Consider the following 18,959-nt stretch of genomic DNA (forward strand, 5'->3'; position numbering starts at 1 on the left):
ACTGCGGCAAAGGGAGGGCCAAGTCCAGTGCTCGGCCGTAAAATTGAGGGCCTGTTAACCTGGCTCGCTTAATATTGTCGCAAGAAGGCCCGGAGAATCCGTTCAAGCTTTTCTGCGCCAAGTGGGGCCATGGCTTTTGTGTGCTCATGGCTGATCGCTTCGTCGCTCATCCCGGCGGCCATATTGGTCACCGTTGAGATCGCAGCGCATTTCAGGCCCAGGAAGCGGCCAAGGATCACCTCGGGCACGGTCGACATGCCCACCGCATCAGCGCCCAGCGTGCGGATCGCCCGGATTTCGGCGGGCGTTTCAAAGGAGGGGCCGGAATACCAAGCGTAGGTGCCTTCCTCCAGCGCCTCGCTCTCTGCCTCGGCAGCGGCCTTGAGGGCGTGGCGCAGGGCAGGGTCATAGGCGTCGCCCATCGCCACAAAGCGCGCATCGGTTTTCTCGCCGATCAGCGGGTTGAGGCCGGAAAAGTTGATGTGATCCGAGATCAGCATTAACGCACCGGGCGGAATATCGGCGCGCATCGAGCCTGCCGCATTGGTCAGCAAAAGGGTCTCGGCCCCAAGCGCCTTGAGCACCTCCAGCGGGAGCCGCATGGCCGCAGGGTTACCGCTTTCATAATAGTGCGCCCGCCCGCCAAAAACGGCAACGCGCACCCCCTCCAACGTCCCGATCACAAGCTTCGGGTTGTGGCCGGAAACACCCGCATGGGGGAAGCTCTCAAGATCGGCGTAATCAATCGCAACGCCCTGCACTGCCTCGGCCAAATGGCCAAGACCAGAGCCGAGAACGAGGCCGATTTTGGGTGGCACCGCGCCCGCAGCCACCCGGATTTGCGCGGCGAGGTCTTCAGCGTTCCTTGACATAGGGTTCTCCTCCGGCACGGGGTGGTATTGCCCTGCCAACAAAGCCCGCGAGGATCACCACCGTCAGGATATAGGGCAGCGATTGCATGAACTGCACCGGCAGCCCGATGCCAAAGAACTCGATGTTCTGGAAGCGGTTGTCGATGGCAAAGAACAGGCCAAACAGCAGGCAGGCATAAAGCGCATACCACGGCCGCCACTTGGCAAAAATCAGGGCGGCAAGGGCAATATAGCCACGGTTTGCCGTCATGTCCTTGGTGAAGCCCGCCTGAATTGCGGTGGCGAGGTATGCCCCGGCAATGCCACAGAGAATGCCGCAAATCGCAACCGCCGCAAACCGTAGCCCAACAACAGAAACGCCAGCCGTATCAACCGCTTCTGGGCTTTCACCCACGGCCCGCAGGCGCAGGCCAAAGCGGGTGCGGAACAAGATCCACCATGTCAGCGGCACGGTCAGGAAGCCGAGGTACACAAGGATCGAGTGGCCTGAAATCAGCTCGGAGTAGAGCTGCATGAACGGCCCCGCATCCCGGATATCCCGGATACGGGTCAGCGCGCCGGGCAGCTCGATGGCGTTAAAGCGGGCCGCCCCGGAAAGCTGCGGTGTGCGCCCCCCTTGAGAAAACCAGTCTTGCGCGATCAGCACCGTGAGCCCTGCGGCCAAAAAGTTGATCGCCACGCCCGAGATCAGCTGGTTGCCCCGGAAGGTGATCGAGGCAATCCCGTGGATCGCAGAAAGCGCCATCGAGGCCGCAATCCCGGCCAGCAGGCCAATCCACGCATTGCCCGAGGAATAGGCGACGGCGGCAGAAAAGAAGGCCGCCATCAGCATCTTGCCCTCAAGCCCGATGTCAAAAATTCCCGCCCGTTCCGAGAACAGGCCGGCAAGGCAAGCCAGAAGCAGCGGGATGGCCAGGCGGATGGTGCCGTCGAGCACCTGGATGATTGTCAGGAAATCCATTGCATCATGCCTCCTTCACCGTGCCTTCGGGGGTATGATCGGGCCGCGTGGGGCCGGGCGGCGGCGGAGCGGTGGGGGGCGGTGCTTCGGGCTTGCGCAGGCGCAGGAACAGCCGTTCCAGCGGCATCCGCACCATATTATCAAGCGCCCCGGTGAAAAGGATCACCAGCGCCTGGATCACCACGATCAACTCGCGCGGGATGTTGGTCCACAGCGCCAATTCGGCCCCGCCCTGATAGAGAAAGCCAAACAGCAGTGCTGCGAGAAACACGCCAAACGGGTGGCTGCGGCCCATCAGCGCCACTGCGATGCCGATAAAGCCCGCGCCTTCTACCGCGTTGAGAACAAGGCGTTCCTGCTCGCCCATCACGGTGTTAATTGCCATCAGCCCGGCAAGGCCACCGCTTATCATCATCGCGATCATGGTGATGCGGACCGGCTTGATGCCCGCGTATTTTGCCGCCGTTTCCGATTGGCCAAACGCCCTGATCTGATAGCCAAGCCGGGTGCGCCAGAGCAGGAACCACACGGCAAAACAGGCCGCAATGGCGACGAGGAAGGTGATGTTCACCGAGTCGTCGCGCGCCGCCTTATAGCCCATCTGGGTGAGCACCCCGTTCAGTGTGGGCAGGTCGAAGGCCGCGTTAAACTTGGCGGTCGCGGGATCAGACTGGCCAATCGGCTTGAGGCTGTTGGAGAGCAGGTAGTTCAGCAGGCCAGAGGCCATGAAGTTGAACATGATCGTCGTGATCACGATATGGCTGCCCCGCGCGGCTTGCAGGTAGGCCGGGATCAAGGCCCAAAGTGCGCCAAAGGCCGCCGCCGCAACGGTCGCCGCAGCCAGCGCGATCGACCAGTGTGGCCAGGGAATAAACAGCAGCGCAAGCGCCACCCCAAGGCCCCCAAGGGCGGCTTGGCCTTCGCCACCAATGTTGAACAGCCGCGCATGGAAGGCGACCGCCACGCAGAGGCCGGTGAAGATGAAATTCGTTGCGTAATAAAGGGTATAGCCCCATCCGCGCACCGAAAGCACCGAGCCTTTGATCATGATCGAAACCGCGTCGATCGGGTTTTCACCGATCGCGAGGATGACCACCGCCGACAGGATCGCCGCAAGGATCAGCGAGATCAGGGGCACAAGGAAAACCTCGGCCCATTTGGGCATGATATCCATCAGGCAGCCTCCCCCGCCATTCCGGCCATGAGCAGGCCCAGTTCCTTTTCGTCGGTCTTTTCGGGCAGGCGTTCGCCCATGATCTGGCCGTCGAACATCACCGCAATGCGGTCGGAGAGTGACATGATCTCTTCAAGCTCGACCGAGACCAAAAGGATCGCCTTGCCCTCATCGCGCAGCCGCATAATCTGCTGGTGGATAAACTCGATGGCGCCAATATCCACGCCCCGCGTTGGCTGGCCGATGAGCAGCAAATCGGGGTTCCGCTCAATCTCGCGGGCCAACACAATCTTTTGCTGGTTGCCCCCCGAAAAGCTCTTGGCCGCCAGCAGGGGATTGGGCGGGCGCACATCAAAGCGCGCCATCTTCTCGGCGGTGTCGGCACGGATGGCGTCATTGTCCATCATCAGTGCATTTTTCTGATATTTCGGGTCGTTATGGTAGCCAAAGGCCATGTTTTCCCAGGCCTGAAACTCCAGAATCAGCCCCTCGCGGTGGCGGTCTTCGGGGACATGGGCGATCCCACGGGCACGGCGCGATTGCGCGTCAGAGTGGCGCCCCGTCAGATCAATTTCCTCGCCGTTCATACGGATCGTGCCCTTGGCCTTCTGGTAGCCGCCCAGAACCTCCAGCAGCTCAGATTGGCCATTCCCGGCAACACCGGCCAGCCCCAGGATTTCACCGGCGCGGATATCAAAGGAGATGCCGCGCAGCTTTTGCACGCCCTTGTCATCGGTCACTTTCAGGTCGCGGACTTCAAGCACCAACGCGCCGACCTTGGCGGGCTTTTTCTCAACCCGTAGCAGCACCTTGCGGCCCACCATCAACTCGGCCAGTGCCTCGGGGGAGGTGGTGGCGGTTTCAACGGTGGCCGTCATCTCGCCGCGCCGCATCACGCTTACCGTGTCGGTGATTTCCATGATTTCGCGCAGTTTGTGGGTGATCAGGACGATGGTTTTTCCTTCTTCCTTCAGCCGCCCCAGAATGCGGAAAAGCTGATCGGCCTCAGCCGGGGTCAGCACCCCGGTGGGCTCGTCGAGAATAAGAATATCAGCCTGGCGGTAGAGGGCTTTGAGGATTTCAACACGCTGCTGCATGCCCACGCCGATATCCTGGATCAGGGCGTCCGGGTCCACGTCGAGGCCATATTCGGCGGCGAGCGCGGTAAGCTCCTTGCGGGCCTTGCTCAGGGATGGCCCAAGCAACGCTCCGTCTTCGGCCCCCAGAACCACATTTTCGAGGACGGTGAAGTTTTGCACCAGCTTGAAATGCTGGAAAACCATGCCGATCCCGGCGGCGATTGCGGCTTGGCTATCGGGGATGTGGGTGATCTGGCCGCTGATCAGGATTTCGCCCTTATCGGCTTTGTAAAAGCCGTAAAGAATGCTCATCAGGGTGGATTTCCCTGCGCCATTCTCACCGATGATACCGTGGATCGCCCCACGCTTGACCGAAAGGTTGATATCCTTGTTGGCCTGCACCGGGCCGAAGGCCTTTGAGATGCCACGGAGTTCGATCGCTGGCGGCTGTGTATCCGGCATGGGTCCCCCGATCCCTTCGTCGTTGCGGGCGTTCTTCGCCCTTTTTGGGTAGAAAAGGCCGCCTCCGGTCACCCGGTGCGGCCCATCCCTTAGCGTCAATCTACAACAGGAGCGCCAATCATTCGACCGGGCAGGTGTTGTCGGACATGTAATCATGCACCGCGATCTCGCCGGAGATGATCTTGGCTTTCGCCTCATCGGTTGCGGCGATCATTTCAGGCGTCACGATGTCCTTGTTGTTTTCGTCCATCGCAAACCCAACACCATCATCGGCGAGGCCAAGAACAGTGATGCCGGGGGTCAGATCAGCACCTTCGGAGAAGGCCTTCATTACGGCCACGTCGACGCGTTTGAGCATCGAAGTCAGGACCGAACCGGGGTGCAGGTGGTTCTGGTTGCTGTCCACGCCGATCGAGTAGATGCCTTCGTCAGCAGCGGCCTGAAGCACGCCCACGCCGGTGCCACCGGCAGCGGCATAAACCACGTCAGCGCCTTGGCTGATCTGGGCTCTGGTCAGCTCGGTGCCTTTCACCGGGTCGTTCCATGCCGAGGGTGTGGTGCCGGTCATGTTCTGGATAACCGTGGCGTCAGGGTTGGTCGCCTTCACGCCCTGTGCGTAGCCGCAGGCGAACTTGCGGATCAGCGGTATATCCATGCCGCCAATAAAGCCAACCGTGCCCGACTCAGAAGCCATGGCCGCCATGATACCAACGAGGTAAGAGCCCTCGTGCTCGTTGAAGACCACTGATTTCACGTTGGGCTGGTCAACCACCATGTCGATGATGGCAAACTTTGTGTCAGGATAATCAGGGGCCACTTCGTCCAGCACGGTGCCAAAGGCGAAACCGGTCATCACAACGGGGTTGGCGCCATCTTCCGCAAGGCGGCGCAGGGCCTGCTCGCGCTGGGCCTCCGATTGCATCTCGATCTCTTTGAAGGTGCCGCCAGTCTCTTCGGCCCACTTCTTGGCACCGGTATAGGCGCTTTCGTTGAAGGATTTGTCGAACTTGCCGCCAAGGTCAAAAATGATCGCTGGTTCGGCCAGGGCGGCGCCGGCGGTGAGGGCCAGCCCGGCAGTGGCAGCCATAAGCTTGCGCGCGAAGGTCATCAATAAAGTCTCCCGTTGGTTATTTTCCCACGCCTTTCGGGCCAGGCCTCGGGGCTGCGGGTTTGGGTCATCGTGGAATTAGGGCTGTTTGCAGCGGAGGGGTCAACCGCTTTTTGCTGCAGCGCAACGTAACGCGGGCAGGGAACGGGCAAGAACCAGTGCATCAAGGCGGCTGCCATCAAGGGCGCGGTAGTAGCCGGGGCGGCATCCGGTTTGTGTGTAGCCCGCTGCGGCGTAAAGCGCGCGGGCGTCAGCATTTTCGGCGCTCACTTCAAGAATCGCCTGGGTTGCGCCGCGCGCAAAGGCTTCGCGGTGGAACGCCTCCAGCAAAGCTGCACCACGCCCTTGTCGGCGGGCTTCGGGGGGGATTGCGATGGTGAGCAGTTCGGCCTCGCCTGCCACCGCCTGACCCATGGCAAAGCCTTCGCCATCACCGATCAGGAAAACCGTGCTTCCGGTGAGCAGGCTGGCAATTTCCTCGGCTGTCCACGGCCGGGGGGAGGTGAAACAGCGCGCATGCAGTCTGGCCAAATCGGCGGCCGCGGCGCTCATTCCACGATCTCCGGCGGGGCATCGCGGGCGGGGGCCGCATCAGCCGCGCGCGCATAGAGCGGGGCAGGGCGCGGCAGGGCCTCGTCCGCCTGCGCAAGCCGCCATTCCGCGCGCCGCACCATGCGCGGCCCAATTTCCTGCGGGCGCGCTTCTTGCCAGTTTGCATGGAATGGCGCGGCAATCTGTTGGGCATGGTGGCCCATGACGCGCATGTTGATCGGCAGTTCCAGATCGGCGGGAGGGGCGGAAGGATCAATCAGCCGGGGCGGGCTTTGCGCGATGCCATAGCGGAAATGCTGCACATAGGCCTGCCCGCGCGGGGCCTCAAGGCTGAGGAGGAGGGCAGGCTCGGCCAAAGGGCGCATCGGATCGAGCAGCAGTTCGAAATTGGAAACCCCGATGGAAGGGATGCCCAGACCCAGGGCCAGCCCCCGCGCGGCGGCAACTGAAATGCGGATGCCGGTGAAGTTTCCGGGGCCGATGCCAACAGCGATGCCATGCAGATTTTGCCACGTGAGCGAGGCCTCGGTGAGCAGCGTTTCGAGCAGCGGAAAAAGCCCTTCTGCCTGCCCGCGCGCCATCTCGATCTGCCGCTCGGCAATCACAGCATCTTGATGCAGAACGGCCCCCGCAATGTGGGGGCCGGAGGTATCAAACGCCAGCAGGGTCGGGTCGGTGACGCCCATTGATCAAGCCGCGACGGGGCGCACTTCAACCACTTCGGGAATGTAATGGCGCAGCAGGTTCTCGATACCCATTTTCAGCGTGAGCGTCGAAGAGGGGCAGCCTGCACAGGCACCCTGCATGTGCAGGTAAACGATCCCGCGATCAAACCCGTGGAAGGTGATGTCTCCACCATCTTGTGCGACGGCAGGGCGCACGCGGGTGTCAAGCAACTGCTTGATCTGATCAACGATCTCTCCGTCTTCGCCCTCGTGCTCGGCATGGGCCGCTGCGGGCGCCGCTTCACCCGCAAGCACAGGCTCGCCCGATTGGACGTGCTCCATGATTGCGCCAAGGATCGCGGGCTTGATGTGGTCCCACTCGATGGTTTCTGCCTTGGTTACGGTCACAAAATCGCTGCCCAGAAACACGCCTGTCACGCCATCGACCGCGAAGATGCGGTTGGCAAGCGGCGAGCCGGCAGCGGCCTCACGCGTTGGAAAATCGGCGGTTCCGGCGGCCAGAACCTCCTGACCGGGAAGGAACTTCAGCGTGGCAGGGTTTGGCGTGGATTCGGTCTGGATGAACATGATCGCGGTCCTTTCGAGGTTATGCCTTATATGCGCTTGCAGAGGGCCGTGGTCAAGATTTGGAACCGTTCTAAATTGCGGGGCGGGAGGGCAGGGCGGGCGCTGCTTGCCGCATCTCCTCCTGCACGGCTAGGACCGGGCGGCTGCGATACATATCCGCAGCATGGAAAAACGCTTCGGGGAAATGAGCCGGTAGGCGGCTGCGCGTCAGGTGATGCTTTCCAGGCGCTCCTTGGAAAGCTCGCCGGGCACGATCGTGATTGGGACTTCCAGCGCTCCGGCGTTTTTGGTGAGGGCGGTGACAATGGGGCCGGAGCCGTTTTTGCCAGTGCCAGCACCAAGGACCAGCACGCCGACTTCCGGGTCATCGCGCACTTGGGCGAGGATCTCGTCAACAGGTTCCCCCTCGCGGATCACCAGTTCGGGATCAATGCCCTGCCGGTCGCGCATCCATTTGGCGAAAACCTCGAAATGCGCCTCAATCCGTTCCCGCGCCTCGGCCCGCATCACATCGGCCACACCGATCCAGTGGTTGAACTCATCGGGCGGGACGATCGACAGGATCTCCACGCCCGCACCGGTTTTGGCCGCGCGCATGGCGGCAAAGCGCATGGCGTTCAGGCATTCGCGACTGTCATCAAGGATAACGAGAAACTTCCGCATCCGAGGGCCCTCCTTGGGGTGCGATCATGGCGCAGCGGCGCGAGGGGGGCAACAGATCATCGCAGTCACACGATCATTGGCGGGCATGTCAGGTGGAACGCGCCCAATCCCAATAAAGCTCACGAACGGTTTTTGTGACCGGGCCATGCGCGTAGGTGGTGCCCTCGAATTCGGTCACCGGGGTCACCTTCATTAGATTGCCAGACAGGAAAACCTCATCGGCTTTGCGGAAATCATCGAAGGTGAGCACGGTTTCATGCACGGTGTAGCCCTCGGCCCGCAGGTTGGCCATGTGGCGCGCACGGGTGATACCGGCAAGGAAGGTGCCATTTGCGACGGGGGTGAATAGCTCGCCATCGCGCACCATGAAGGCATTGGCGGATGCCGCCTCGGCTACGTTGCCCATCGCATCGCCGACCAGCGCATCGCCGTAGCCTTTGGAGCGGGCCTCCGTCAGCATGCGTGCGTTATTGGGGTAAAGGCAGCCCGCCTTGGCGTTGCACACATTATCGGCCAGCACCGGGCGGCGAAAGCGCGTTGTGGCGAGGGTTGTGGTCGCCTCTGGCGGGGCCATGGGGATTTCTTCAAGGCAAAGGGCAAAACCGGTGGCACCGGGCTTGGGGGCGATGCCCAGATCGTTGCCATCAAGCGCCCAATACATTGGGCGGATGTAAACGGCAGCGTCTTTCGGGTAGCTCTTGAGGCCCTCCCACGCGATTTGCACCATATCTTCGGTGGTAACGGTGGGGGTGATCATCAGCGCTTCTGCGGAGCGGTTCGCACGGGCGCAATGGGCTTCGATATCGGGCGCGACACCATCCAGAAACCGGGCGCCATCAAACACGGTTGTTCCAAGCCAGCTGCCGTGATCGGCGGCACGCATGATCATCACGTCGCCGTCGTGCCATTTGCCATCGAAGTATGTGCGGACATTTTTTCCGGTTGCCATGGTGAGCCTCCTTTTTCGTGCGGAGATTAGGGTGGCGCGGCGGGGAAGACCAGTGACAAAGAAGCGCCCCTCGGCCGGGGTGGACCGAGGGGCGATGTGGGCCTGCCGGCCGGGGTGAAGCAGCAGGCCCGCGAGGGGTGCTCCAGAGAGCAGGGCGCACGAGGGGACGTCGCCCGCAGGCCCCTTATGGCCCGGCGATGAATCCAGCGCGTTACGGATTGATGACAGTTGGGTGACAGGCAGCGCTCTGCGAGGAGACCAGCAAGGCAAGGCAAAGCGGCGTGCATATGCACGGTGTATGCTTGGTCGCGCAGCCATCCTGCCGGTGGTGCATTGCAATGGTGCTTAACGCCGTTGTTTGTTCGGCACCCGTCCATCACTCCCCTGGCTTGCCCCACGGTCCGGCCATCAGGAATGAGGCCAGCCGTGGCCGTGGGGCGTGGCACAGTGCGGGGTTGACCCCGCCCCGGCGGTCAGCTGCGAACGAGGCCCACGATCTCGTAGGTGCGCTTGAGGATCGGCGCGGCAATTTCGCGTGCCTTTTCAGCGCCGGAGCCAAGGATACGGTCCAACTCGCCCTTGTCGTCGATCAGCCGCTTCATCTCACTGGAGATTGGGGCCAGCTTATCCACGGCAAGATCCGCGAGCGCGGGCTTGAACTGCCCCCAGCCAGCCCCGGCGTATTCGGCAATCACCGCCTCGGCACTGGTATGCGAGAGGCTTGCGTAGATATCCACGAGGTTCCTGGCTTCGGGGCGGTCTTTCAAGCCATCAAGGGTTTCGGGCAAGGGGGCCGGATCGGTGCGGGCCTTCTTGAACTTCTTGGCGATGGTATCAGCGTCATCGAGCATGTTGATGCGCTCCATGTCGCTCTCACCGGATTTTGACATTTTCTTTGATCCATCGCGCAGGCTCATCACCCGCATCCCAGGCCCCTCGATCACCGGTTCGGTGAGCGGGAAGAACTCTTCGCCGTAGTCGTGGTTGAACTTTGCGGCGATGTCGCGGGTCAACTCGACATGCTGCTTTTGGTCCTCGCCCACCGGAACATGGGTGGCGTGGTAGGCCAGAATGTCAGCCGCCATCAAGGCGGGGTAGGCATAAAGGCCCAGCGAAACCTTTTCGGCGTTTTTGCCGGCCTTGTCCTTGAACTGCGTCATCCGGTTCATCCAGCCCACGCGGGCCACGCAGCTGAGGATCCAGCCAAGCTCGGCATGTTCGGGTGCCTGGCTTTGGTTGAAGAGGATCGATTTGGCCGGGTCGATGCCCGATGCCAGCAGGCCAGCGGCCACTTCATAAGTCGCAGCGCGCAGGTCAGCCGGGTCTTGCCAGACGGTGATGGCGTGCAGATCAACCACGCAATACACGGTTTCATAGGGTTCATCCGCCATTTCTACCCAGCGTTTGATCGCGCCGAGGTAGTTGCCAAGGGTCAGCCCGCCGGAGGGCTTGATCCCGGAGAATACGCGGGGGGTAAAGGTGGTCTCGGCCATGTGAGGCAGCCTCGTCTGGTAATTGGATGCTTGCTCGCTTACCCATGGCCGCCGGGAGCGTCAACCGAGGGAACACCATGAGCACCGATCACAATGTTTCGCCTTTCAATACGGTTCCTGCCGCGATCGTTGCCCTTGTGGTGGTGATCGCCGGGGCCGAACTGGTTTTCAGCCTCGCGCAGATGGGGCTGATTGGCCGCTATCAGGGCGGCGATGACCTGCGAATGATGGCGCTTCAGACGTATGCCTTCTCTGGCGAGATATTCGACATGATGCTTGAGCGTGGAGAGTTTCCACCGTCACAGCTCTTGCGGTTTGTGAGCTACGGTTTCGTGCATATCAGCTTCACGCAGATGATCTTTGGCGCGGTGTTGACGTTGGCGCTGGGCAAGATGGTGGCAGAGACCTTTGGGCAGGTGCAGGCGCTGGTGCTGTTTTTCGGCGGGTTGATTTGCGGCGCATTGGCCTATGCGCTTTTGCTCAACGATTCGGTGCCGCTGTTTGGTGCATTCCCCGGAGCCTACGCGCTGATCGGGGCCTATACCTATATTCTATGGGTGCATTACGGCCATCTTGGTGAAAACCAATACCGCGCCTTCACGCTGATCGGCGGGCTTTGTGTGTTTCACCTGGTATTCGGCGTGGTGTTTGGTGCCAGCAATCTTTGGGTGGCCGAACTGGGTGGATTCGCGGCGGGGATGTTCCTTTCGGTCCCGCTCAGCCCCGGCGGATGGGCACGGCTGATGCAGCGGATGCGGCAGCGGTAGGCCGCCCCCCGGACCGCACGCCCACCCACCCACCCCGTGCGCTCCGGGGGGCCTTGCGCGGGCTGGTGGGGGTTAGGCCTTGCGGCGGCGAAGTGAGGCTTTCAATTCGGCAATCCGCATCGCGCCAGTGAGTTCGGCGGCTGTGAAGTAGCTTACGATCCCGGCGGTGACGAGCCCAAGAAGCGCGATGTAGCGCAGGCCGGGCGTGGCGAGCGCATCCGCAAGCAGCCAGTTTGCGGCCAAGAGAACCCCACCCATAATCGCCGCGCTTGCCACCATGCGCGGCAGGCGGGAGAGCAGGCGGCTGTCCGGGCGGGCCGCATCGCCCATGTTGCGCGAACCGAACCAGAGCAGCACCACCATGGCCCAGGCCGCAAGCGTGGTGCCAAGGGCCGCGCCGACGAACCCAAAGAGATAGGAAAACCCAATGGCGGCAGCGGCATTCACACCAATGGTGAGGAGTGCGTAGTTCATCGGGCGGCGGGTGTCATGGCGTGCATAAAACAGCGGTTGGAGCACTTTTTGAAGCACGAAGGCAGGCAAGCCGAGGCCATAGGCGCTGGTGGCCAGCGCGGTGGCGGCAGCGGCCTCTGGGCCGAAAGCGCCGCGCTGATAGAGCACCGAGGTGATGGGCGCGGCCACCAATACCAGCGCCACCGCAGCGGGCAACGTGAGGAAAAGAGCAAACTCGGCCGCGCGGTTCAAGGCGTCTCTCCCGCCAGCCTCATCGCCCGCCTGAATGCGGCGCGACAAGTCGGGCAGGAGCACCACGCCGATCGCTATGGCCACCACGCCAAGCGGCAGTTGGTAGAGCCGATCGGCAAGGTTGAGGTACTGGATCGCGCCATCGTAGTAGCTGGCCACTTGGCGGCTCACCAGCAGGTTCACCTGAAGCACCCCGCCAGACAGCGCGGCAGGGGCCGCGATGATCGCCAGGCGCTTCAACTCAGGGGTCATATGCGGCCAGCGCGGCAACAGCCGGAAGCCTGCCCTTGAGGCGGCGATCCAAACCAGCACCATTTGAGCGATGCCCGCCACCGGCACCGCCCACGACAGGGTGAGGCCAAAATCCCAGTCCATCTGCACCGCAAGCAGCATGGCCGCGACAAGAACCACATTGAGCAACACGGGCGCAGCCGCCGCGGCGGCAAAGCGCCCGGTGGCGTTGAGCACTCCGGAAAGCAGCGCGGCGAGCGAGATGAAGAGGATGTAAGGAAAGCAGATGCGCCCGAAGGTGACCGCAAGGTCGAGGCGTTCATCCTCGGCGAACCCGGATGCCATCGCCAGAACCATCCAGGGCATCACAAGCTGTGCCAAAAGCGTCAGCACGATCAACACGCCTGCCAGCCCGGCAAAGGCATCGCGCGCAAAGGTCAGCGGGTCATCATCCGCCTCCAGCTTTTTGGAAAAGATCGGGATGAAGGCGAGGTTGAACGCACCTTCGGCGAAAAACCTGCGAAACATGTTCGGCAGCGTGAAAGCCACAACAAAGGCCTCGGCTATCGGCCCATCCCCCAGGCGGCTGGCGATGATGATATCGCGGGCAAACCCCATGATGCGGCTCATCAGCGTCCAGAGGCCGACGGTGAGAAAGCCCTTGATCAGGCGGATGGGTTTCATGGGCTGCTCGCTATGCTTTTGCACCAAAGCATAGCCGCATCGCGCGGCGGCGGAAATCCCAACATTCGCAGATCACAAACATGGCCGACGCCCTCGCCGAGATGCCTATCCGTTGGCGCGTTCGGTGCCTTTTGTTACGGCGTCTTTCAGGCGGGCCTCTAGGCTCTTTTGCTTGCTGTCACTATAGATTTTAAGGCCAAACGGGTCTTTCACATAAAAGCTGTCCACTGCCTGCGCGCCATAGGTCGCGACCACGGCGCTGGCAATTTGCAGATTATTCTCTGAAAGGGTGCGGGCCAGATCATATAGCAGGCCGGGCCGATCACGCGTATCGACTTCGATGATCGTGTAAATCTCCGACAGGTCATTGTCGAAACTCACGGTCGTGGGGAAGCGGAAGTTCTTTTCGCGCTTCTTGAACTTGTCCTTCGATTTGAGCGCCTCGCGCGCCAGCACCTCACCGCTCAGGGTTTTGGTGATCATGGAGCGCAGGCGGTCCAGCTTGCTGGTGGAATAGGGGTTTCCATCAGCGTCCTGTATCCAGAAAATCGCCGTCGCGTAGCCGTCTTTGGTGGTGTAGCTGCGCGCATCAACCACATTGGCGCCAACGAGGGCAAGCGCGCCCGTAAGCCGCGCAAAAATGCTTGGGTGGTCGGCCAGAGCAAAACAGGCGCGGGTTGCATCACGGTCCTCGTCGGGGGTGAGATCGAGGCGAATTTCGTCATCACCAATCCCCTTGAGAAGCCCCGCCAAAACAACCTGAGTTTGGGCCGAAAGACCTTGCAAATAGGGGTCGTAGTGCCGTGCCAACTCGGCGCGCAGTTCGGCCTTGCCCCAGCCGCTCAGGGCTTCGCGCAAAGCACGTTTGGCTTCGGCGCTTTGCTTGTCACGGTTCAGATCCTCAAGGCCGTTTTCAAGCGCGTCGGCGGTTTGATGATAAAGGTTGCGAAGAAGCTGGGCTTTCCAGTTGTTCCACGTTCCCGGCCCAACGCCACGAATGTCGCAGGCCGTCAACACGGTGAGCAGATCAAGCCGTTTGGTGGTTTTCACAGCGCGGGCAAAGTTGCGGATGGTGCGCGGGTCAGACAGATCACGCTTTTGGGCCATGTCCGACATCAGAAGATGATACCGCACCAGCCACTCCACCGTTTCGGCCTCAGACGGCTTCAAGTGGAAACGCGGCACAACGGCACGGGCGATCCGCGCCCCAAGGACCGAGTGATCCTCTTCGCGGCCCTTGCCGATATCATGGAGCAGAAGCGCAAGATAAAGAACCTTGCGGTTGACCCCCTTTTCGAGAATCCCGGACGCAACCGGCAGGACGTCAACCAGTTCTCCGCGCTCAATCTGGGCAAGCTGCGAGATGCACTGAATAGTGTGCTCATCGACCGTGTAGTGATGGTAAATGTTGAACTGCATCATCGCCACGATTGGCGCGAACTCTGGAATGAAGGCCGATAGCACGCCCAACTCGTTCATCCGGCGCAGCGCACGCTCTGGATTGCCGTGTTTGATCAGCAGGTCGAGGAAAATCCGCGAGGCTTCCTTGTTGCGCCGCATGTCATCGTCGATCAGGTCAAGATGGGCGGTGACCAAACGCATGGCATCCGGGTGGATCAGGAGGCCGGTACGCAAGGCTTCTTCAAACAGGCGCAACAGGTTGAGCTTGTCGGCCAGAAACTCGGCCTCATCCGCCACGGCCAATCTGTTCTGGATGACGACATAGCCTGGCTTCACCTTGCGGCGACGCAGCAGGCCCACAAGCGAAGGCAGGCTTTTTGCGTGGTCTGCTTCGAGCGCCGAGAGGAAAATGCGGGTGAGTTCACCAACCATCGTGGCGTGGCGAAAGTAGTCCTGCATAAAGTGCTCAACCGCCCGTCGCCCGCTCTTGTCCTTATAACCCATCCGCGCGGCGACTTCGATTTGCACATCAAAGGTAAGCTGGTCAGAAGGGCGCTTGGCGATCAGGTGCAAGTGGGCGCGCACGGCCCAAAGAAAATCTTCCGCCGCTTCAAAGGCGTCGTATTCCTCGGGGGTAAACACGCCGAGTGCAACTAGGTCTTTGATCCGGTTCACGCGATGGGTGTATTTGGCGATCCAGAACAGCGATTGCAGGTCGCGTAGCCCGCCTTTACCTTCCTTCACATTCGGCTCCAGCATGTAGCGCTGGCCGCCTTGTTTCTGGTGGCGCTCGGTGCGTTCATCGAGCTTGGCCTCAATAAACTCCCGGCTGGTGTTGGCGAACAACTCGTCGCGCAGGCGGTGCCGCAACTCGTCAGAAAGCGCCGCGTCCCCCGCCAGAAAACGCAATTCGATCAGCGAAGTGCGGATGGTGAAATCGTCTTTGCCGAGCCGCAAGCAGTCTTTGACCGAGCGTGAGGCATGCCCCACCTTCAGGTGCAAGTCCCACAGGATATAGAGGGTGCTTTCGATCACGCTCTCGGCCCAGGCCGTCATTTTGTAAGGGGTGATGAACAGCAGGTCGACATCGGATTGCGGAGCCATTTCTGCCCGCCCGTAACCGCCCACAGCACATAGCGCGAGCCGCTCGCCGGTGGTTGGGTTGTTGATCGGATGCAGGAATGTTTGGGCAATCCAGAACGACAGCGTAACAAGCCCGTCTGTCAGATAGGCGTAGGAGTGGACCAGTTCGCGGGCGCTGAGGGGGCTTGCCTCAAACGCATCCGCAATCTTGGTGCGGCCCGCTTTGCCTGCCTCGTTCAAAAGCTGGGTGGCCGCGTTGCGCACGGCCATTGCATCGCTTGCGCCCTCAAGGCGGTCACGCAGGGTGGCGGCCAGCTTTGGGGCGTCGATGATGTCCTCCGCCGGGCAAATAAGCTTGCCCGACGGGGTGATTTTGGCTGGGTTTGTCAAAGTCCGGGCGGCTCCGCTCAGAAGCCTGCACCGCTAAAGCTGCGCGGCGCGGCGTTGATGATCACAACCTGATTGTTGCGGATTTGTGCCACGGCGAGGCCGCGCTGGTTGGTTCCGTCATTGCGCAGCCGGAAGATACCGCCGGTGCCCACAAAGCCAGAGCCTTGGGTGAGGGCAGAGCGGGTGAGCGCGGTATTGCCCTGGCGCGCCACCAAGGCCCCGATAGCGGCGATTCCATCATAGGCGAGGCTGGCGATCGGGTGTGGTACGCCGCCATAGGCTTGCTGGTAGCGGCCACGGAAGTTGCCATAGAGGTTTGGGTCAGGCATCGCAAACCAGCTGCCCTGAAGGCCCGGCTGGGTTAGCGCTTCGGTCGGGATGTCGAGGCGCCCTAGCCCAATGAACTGAGTGGCCGAGGGGGAAAGGCCCGCCTCAGGCAAAAGCTGCGCAAGGAAGGGCATGGCGCCATCGTTGGTGGATGTGAAAAACACCGCATCCGCACCGGATGCCTTGGCTTGGCTCACGATCTTGGGGACGGCGGCGATGAGCCCTTGCTGGGAAAGCTCAAAGCTGGCCGATCCGGCATTGCTGGCACCGTTCTGCGAAATTGCCTTGGCAATCGCATCACGGCCGATCTCTTCGGCGAGGCTCTGAGCGTGGACGGTGAAAATGTTGCCGCGCCCCTGGCTGCGCGCGTAGGCTACGAGCCGGTTTGCCGTGTTTTCAAAGGTTGGCCCAAGCACGAACACGTTGCCACCCGCAATATCGGGGTTGTTGGAAAAGGAGAGCACGTTCACGCCCTCATCCGCCACGGCGACGCCCACGGCATTGGCGCTTGCACTGTAAACCGGGCCAAGGATGACCTTGGCACCTGCATCTACCGCGCGCTGGGCAACCCCTGCGGCAGTGCTCGGGTTGCCGGCAGTGTTGTAAACCCGCAGGTCTATTTTTACACCATCAAGGTCGGCAATGGCGAGGCGGGCGGCGTTCTCGATCGCTTTGGCGAGCAGGTCGTCACCGGATTTGCCCGATCCCGCAGGGACCAGCAGCGCCACTGGCACCGGGTCGTTGCTGTTGATGCGTGGCCCGCCATCACCGTTGCCAAGCGCGATGGGTTGGCAGGCGGCCATAAGGCCAGCGGCGGCAAGGGCAAGAAGCTTGACCGCCGTGCGACGGGGGGTCCTCAAACGGGCAAACATGGGATACTCCTTCAAAGCCTTTGGGCCGGGTCCGGGCGTGGTCCGGTGATTTTAACATCTGGAGAGGTCAAGTAAATGTCTGACCCGTTTGGCGCAACGGTGTTTCGCAAAACCTTGCTTGCGCCGGGGATTTACTTCGTCGCGACACCCATAGGATCGGCCCGCGATATTACCCTGCGTGGGCTCGATATCCTTGCCAGCGCCGAGGTTATCGCCGCCGAAGATACCCGCACGGCACGGCGCCTGATGGAGCTTCATGGGGTGCCTGTAGATGGGCGGCGTATGATCGCCTATCACGATCATTCCAGCGCCTCGGCCCGCGATGGCCTGCTTAAACTGGCCGCTGAAAGCTCGGTCGCCTATGTGAGCGAGGCCGGAACACCGCTTGTGGCGGACCCGGGCTTCCAACTTGGCCGCGCGGCTGCCGAGCAAGGCATCGCGATAACAACGGCGCCCGGCCCATCGGCGGCGCTTGCTGCGCTCACGCTCTCGGGCTTGCCTTCTGATCGCTTCACCTTTGCGGGGTTTCCGCCACACGCGGGCGCGTCTCGCAAGCGGTTTCTCGAAGGGTTGGCTGGCAGCGATGGCACGGTGATCCTGTTCGAATCGCCTAAACGCATTAAGGGCACATTAACCGAACTCTGCGAGATTGCCGGGCAAGACCGCCCTGCCGCGCTGGCGCGGGAGTTGACCAAAAAGTTTGAAGAGGTGCGCCGTGGCACGCTGAGTGAGCTTCTGAAATCGGTCAATGACGCCCCGCCGAAGGGTGAGATCGTGCTTTTGATCGGGCGTGCCGATGTGCAGGAAGCTGATCCTGAGGCGATTGATGAAGCCCTGCGCGCGGCCATGGCGGGGATGCGGGTCAAGGATGCGGCGGCGGAAGTTGCCGAGATTTTCGGCAAACCGCGCCGCGAGATGTATCAGCGGGCCCTCGAATTGGGCCGTGAGAATGGAAGTGATTAATGCCCTTAGATCAAAGCCAACCCCGGCTACAACGCCGCAATCGCGGGCGACGCAACTATCAGGCTGGCACCATGGCCGAGGATTCGGCCGCTCGCCTTTATGAAGAGCGCGGCGCAACACTGCGCGACAAGCGTTGGCGTGGGGCCGGTGGCGAGATTGATCTGATCGCACAAACACCCGAGGGTGTGATCTTTATCGAGGTCAAGCAAAGCCAAACCTTCGAGCGCGCCGCCGAGTCTCTTGGCCCCCGGCAGATTGCGCGCCTGTGCAACGCAGCCGCTGAGTATCTTGGCACCCTGCCGCTTGGCCAGCTCACACCGATGCGCTTTGATCTTGCACTGGTTAACGGCCAGGGCGAGGTGCGTGTCATCGAAAATGCTATCACCGCTTGAGTGCGCCGCGCCCGTTGCACTTCCGGGCCGGCTCGGCCATGACAGGGGAAACGCATTCAGGGGGTAGGGCGCATGAAAGTAGCCTTCCAGATGGACCCGATCGACCGGGTTGATATTGACGCTGACAGCTCCTTCCGGCTGGCCGAAGAGGCGCAAGCGCGTGGCTGGGAGCTGTTTTTCTACACGCCCGACCAACTCGCCTGGAAAGAGGGCCGCGTCGTGGCCCAGGGCTGGCCGCTGGAGGTGCGCCGCAAGCGTGGCGATCACTTCACACTCGGTGAGGCTCTTGAAATCGACCTGGCCGATATGGATGTGGTCTGGCTGCGGCAGGACCCACCCTTTGATATGGGGTATATCACCACCACCCATATCCTTGAGCAGATCGGCGGCAAAACACTGGTCGTCAATGATCCGTTCTGGGTGCGTAACTCACCGGAAAAGCTGCTGGTTCTCAACTTCCCCGATCTGACGCCGCCCACCACGGTTTCGCGCGATCTGGCCACCCTGAAAGCTTTCAAGGAGGCCCATGGCGATGTGATCGTGAAGCCGCTCTATGGCAATGGGGGGGCAGGTGTTTT

The 18,959-nt window shown here is 61.5% G+C and carries 17 protein-coding genes and 1 pseudogene; 4 read left to right on the forward strand and 14 right to left on the reverse strand.

Annotated elements, in window-relative coordinates:
• Positions 1-68 precede the first annotated feature (68 nt).
• From P1U55_RS08700 to trpS, 11 genes are all read right to left on the reverse strand, one after another.
• Positions 69-872: a purine-nucleoside phosphorylase gene (locus P1U55_RS08700; RefSeq protein ID WP_301047161.1), complete on the reverse strand. Its 804-nt coding sequence runs from the start codon at positions 870-872 to the stop codon at positions 69-71.
• Positions 856-1,833, reverse strand: a complete 978-nt coding sequence (locus P1U55_RS08705; protein ID WP_301047162.1) for an ABC transporter permease — start codon at positions 1,831-1,833, stop codon at positions 856-858. The genes P1U55_RS08700 and P1U55_RS08705 overlap by 17 nt, the downstream gene beginning before the upstream one ends.
• Before the next feature lie 4 nt (positions 1,834-1,837).
• Complete coding sequence (locus P1U55_RS08710; RefSeq protein ID WP_301047163.1) at positions 1,838-3,007, reverse strand: ABC transporter permease; 1,170 nt, start codon at positions 3,005-3,007, stop codon at positions 1,838-1,840.
• Positions 3,007-4,548, reverse strand: a complete 1,542-nt coding sequence (locus P1U55_RS08715) for an ABC transporter ATP-binding protein (protein ID WP_301047164.1) — start codon at positions 4,546-4,548, stop codon at positions 3,007-3,009. Before P1U55_RS08715 ends, P1U55_RS08710 begins: the two co-directional genes overlap by 1 nt.
• A 118-nt stretch (positions 4,549-4,666) precedes the next feature.
• Positions 4,667-5,656, reverse strand: a complete 990-nt coding sequence (locus P1U55_RS08720) for a BMP family ABC transporter substrate-binding protein (protein WP_301047165.1) — start codon at positions 5,654-5,656, stop codon at positions 4,667-4,669.
• Between the two features lie 102 nt (positions 5,657-5,758).
• Positions 5,759-6,208 carry a GNAT family N-acetyltransferase gene (locus P1U55_RS08725; protein WP_301047166.1) on the reverse strand — a complete coding sequence of 150 codons (450 nt, stop codon included), beginning with the start codon at positions 6,206-6,208 and terminating at the stop codon, positions 5,759-5,761.
• Entirely contained in the window at positions 6,205-6,894 is a 690-nt protein-coding gene (gene tsaB / locus P1U55_RS08730; RefSeq protein WP_301047167.1) for a tRNA (adenosine(37)-N6)-threonylcarbamoyltransferase complex dimerization subunit type 1 TsaB, read from the reverse strand. Before tsaB ends, P1U55_RS08725 begins: the two co-directional genes overlap by 4 nt.
• A gap of 3 nt (positions 6,895-6,897) precedes the next feature.
• Positions 6,898-7,461, reverse strand: coding sequence for a NifU family protein (locus P1U55_RS08735; RefSeq protein WP_301047168.1), 564 nt, complete (start codon positions 7,459-7,461; stop codon positions 6,898-6,900).
• 207 nt (positions 7,462-7,668) lie between these two features.
• Positions 7,669-8,124, reverse strand: a complete 456-nt coding sequence (locus P1U55_RS08740) for a universal stress protein (RefSeq protein WP_301047171.1) — start codon at positions 8,122-8,124, stop codon at positions 7,669-7,671.
• Positions 8,125-8,212: 88 nt separating this feature from the next.
• Positions 8,213-9,073, reverse strand: a complete 861-nt coding sequence (locus P1U55_RS08745) for a branched-chain amino acid aminotransferase (protein ID WP_301047172.1) — start codon at positions 9,071-9,073, stop codon at positions 8,213-8,215.
• Positions 9,074-9,546: 473 nt separating this feature from the next.
• A complete protein-coding gene (trpS, locus tag P1U55_RS08750) occupies positions 9,547-10,566 on the reverse strand; it encodes a tryptophan--tRNA ligase (RefSeq protein ID WP_301047173.1) in 1,020 nt (339 codons plus the stop codon).
• A 77-nt stretch (positions 10,567-10,643) separates the two neighbouring features.
• Here trpS and P1U55_RS08755 point away from each other — a divergent pair, with 77 nt between their 5' ends.
• Positions 10,644-11,333 (forward strand): rhomboid family intramembrane serine protease, encoded by a 690-nt coding sequence (locus P1U55_RS08755; RefSeq protein WP_301047174.1) that lies wholly within the window; start codon positions 10,644-10,646, stop codon positions 11,331-11,333.
• Between the two features lie 72 nt (positions 11,334-11,405).
• Here the strand turns inward: P1U55_RS08755 and murJ are convergent, their stop codons facing one another.
• From murJ to P1U55_RS08770, 3 genes are all read right to left on the reverse strand, one after another.
• Positions 11,406-12,953: a murein biosynthesis integral membrane protein MurJ gene (murJ, locus tag P1U55_RS08760; protein ID WP_301047176.1), complete on the reverse strand. Its 1,548-nt coding sequence runs from the start codon at positions 12,951-12,953 to the stop codon at positions 11,406-11,408.
• A gap of 105 nt (positions 12,954-13,058) precedes the next feature.
• Entirely contained in the window at positions 13,059-15,827 is a 2,769-nt protein-coding gene (locus tag P1U55_RS08765) for a [protein-PII] uridylyltransferase (RefSeq protein WP_301047177.1), read from the reverse strand.
• A 17-nt stretch (positions 15,828-15,844) separates the two neighbouring features.
• Complete coding sequence (locus P1U55_RS08770) at positions 15,845-17,026, reverse strand: penicillin-binding protein activator (protein WP_301047179.1); 1,182 nt, start codon at positions 17,024-17,026, stop codon at positions 15,845-15,847.
• A 75-nt stretch (positions 17,027-17,101) separates the two neighbouring features.
• On the opposite strand from P1U55_RS08770, the gene rsmI reads away from it, so the two are divergent.
• From rsmI to P1U55_RS08785, 3 genes and pseudogenes are all read left to right on the forward strand, one after another.
• Complete coding sequence (rsmI, locus tag P1U55_RS08775) at positions 17,102-17,989, forward strand: 16S rRNA (cytidine(1402)-2'-O)-methyltransferase (protein ID WP_301047180.1); 888 nt, start codon at positions 17,102-17,104, stop codon at positions 17,987-17,989.
• Positions 17,990-18,060: 71 nt separating this feature from the next.
• Positions 18,061-18,381, forward strand: coding sequence for a YraN family protein (locus P1U55_RS08780; protein WP_301047182.1), 321 nt, complete (start codon positions 18,061-18,063; stop codon positions 18,379-18,381).
• 72 nt (positions 18,382-18,453) lie between these two features.
• Positions 18,454-18,959: pseudogene (locus tag P1U55_RS08785) on the forward strand (glutathione synthase); the annotation flags it as partial.

Source organism: Vannielia sp. (assembly GCF_029212645.1).
GTDB lineage: Bacteria > Pseudomonadota > Alphaproteobacteria > Rhodobacterales > Rhodobacteraceae > Vannielia.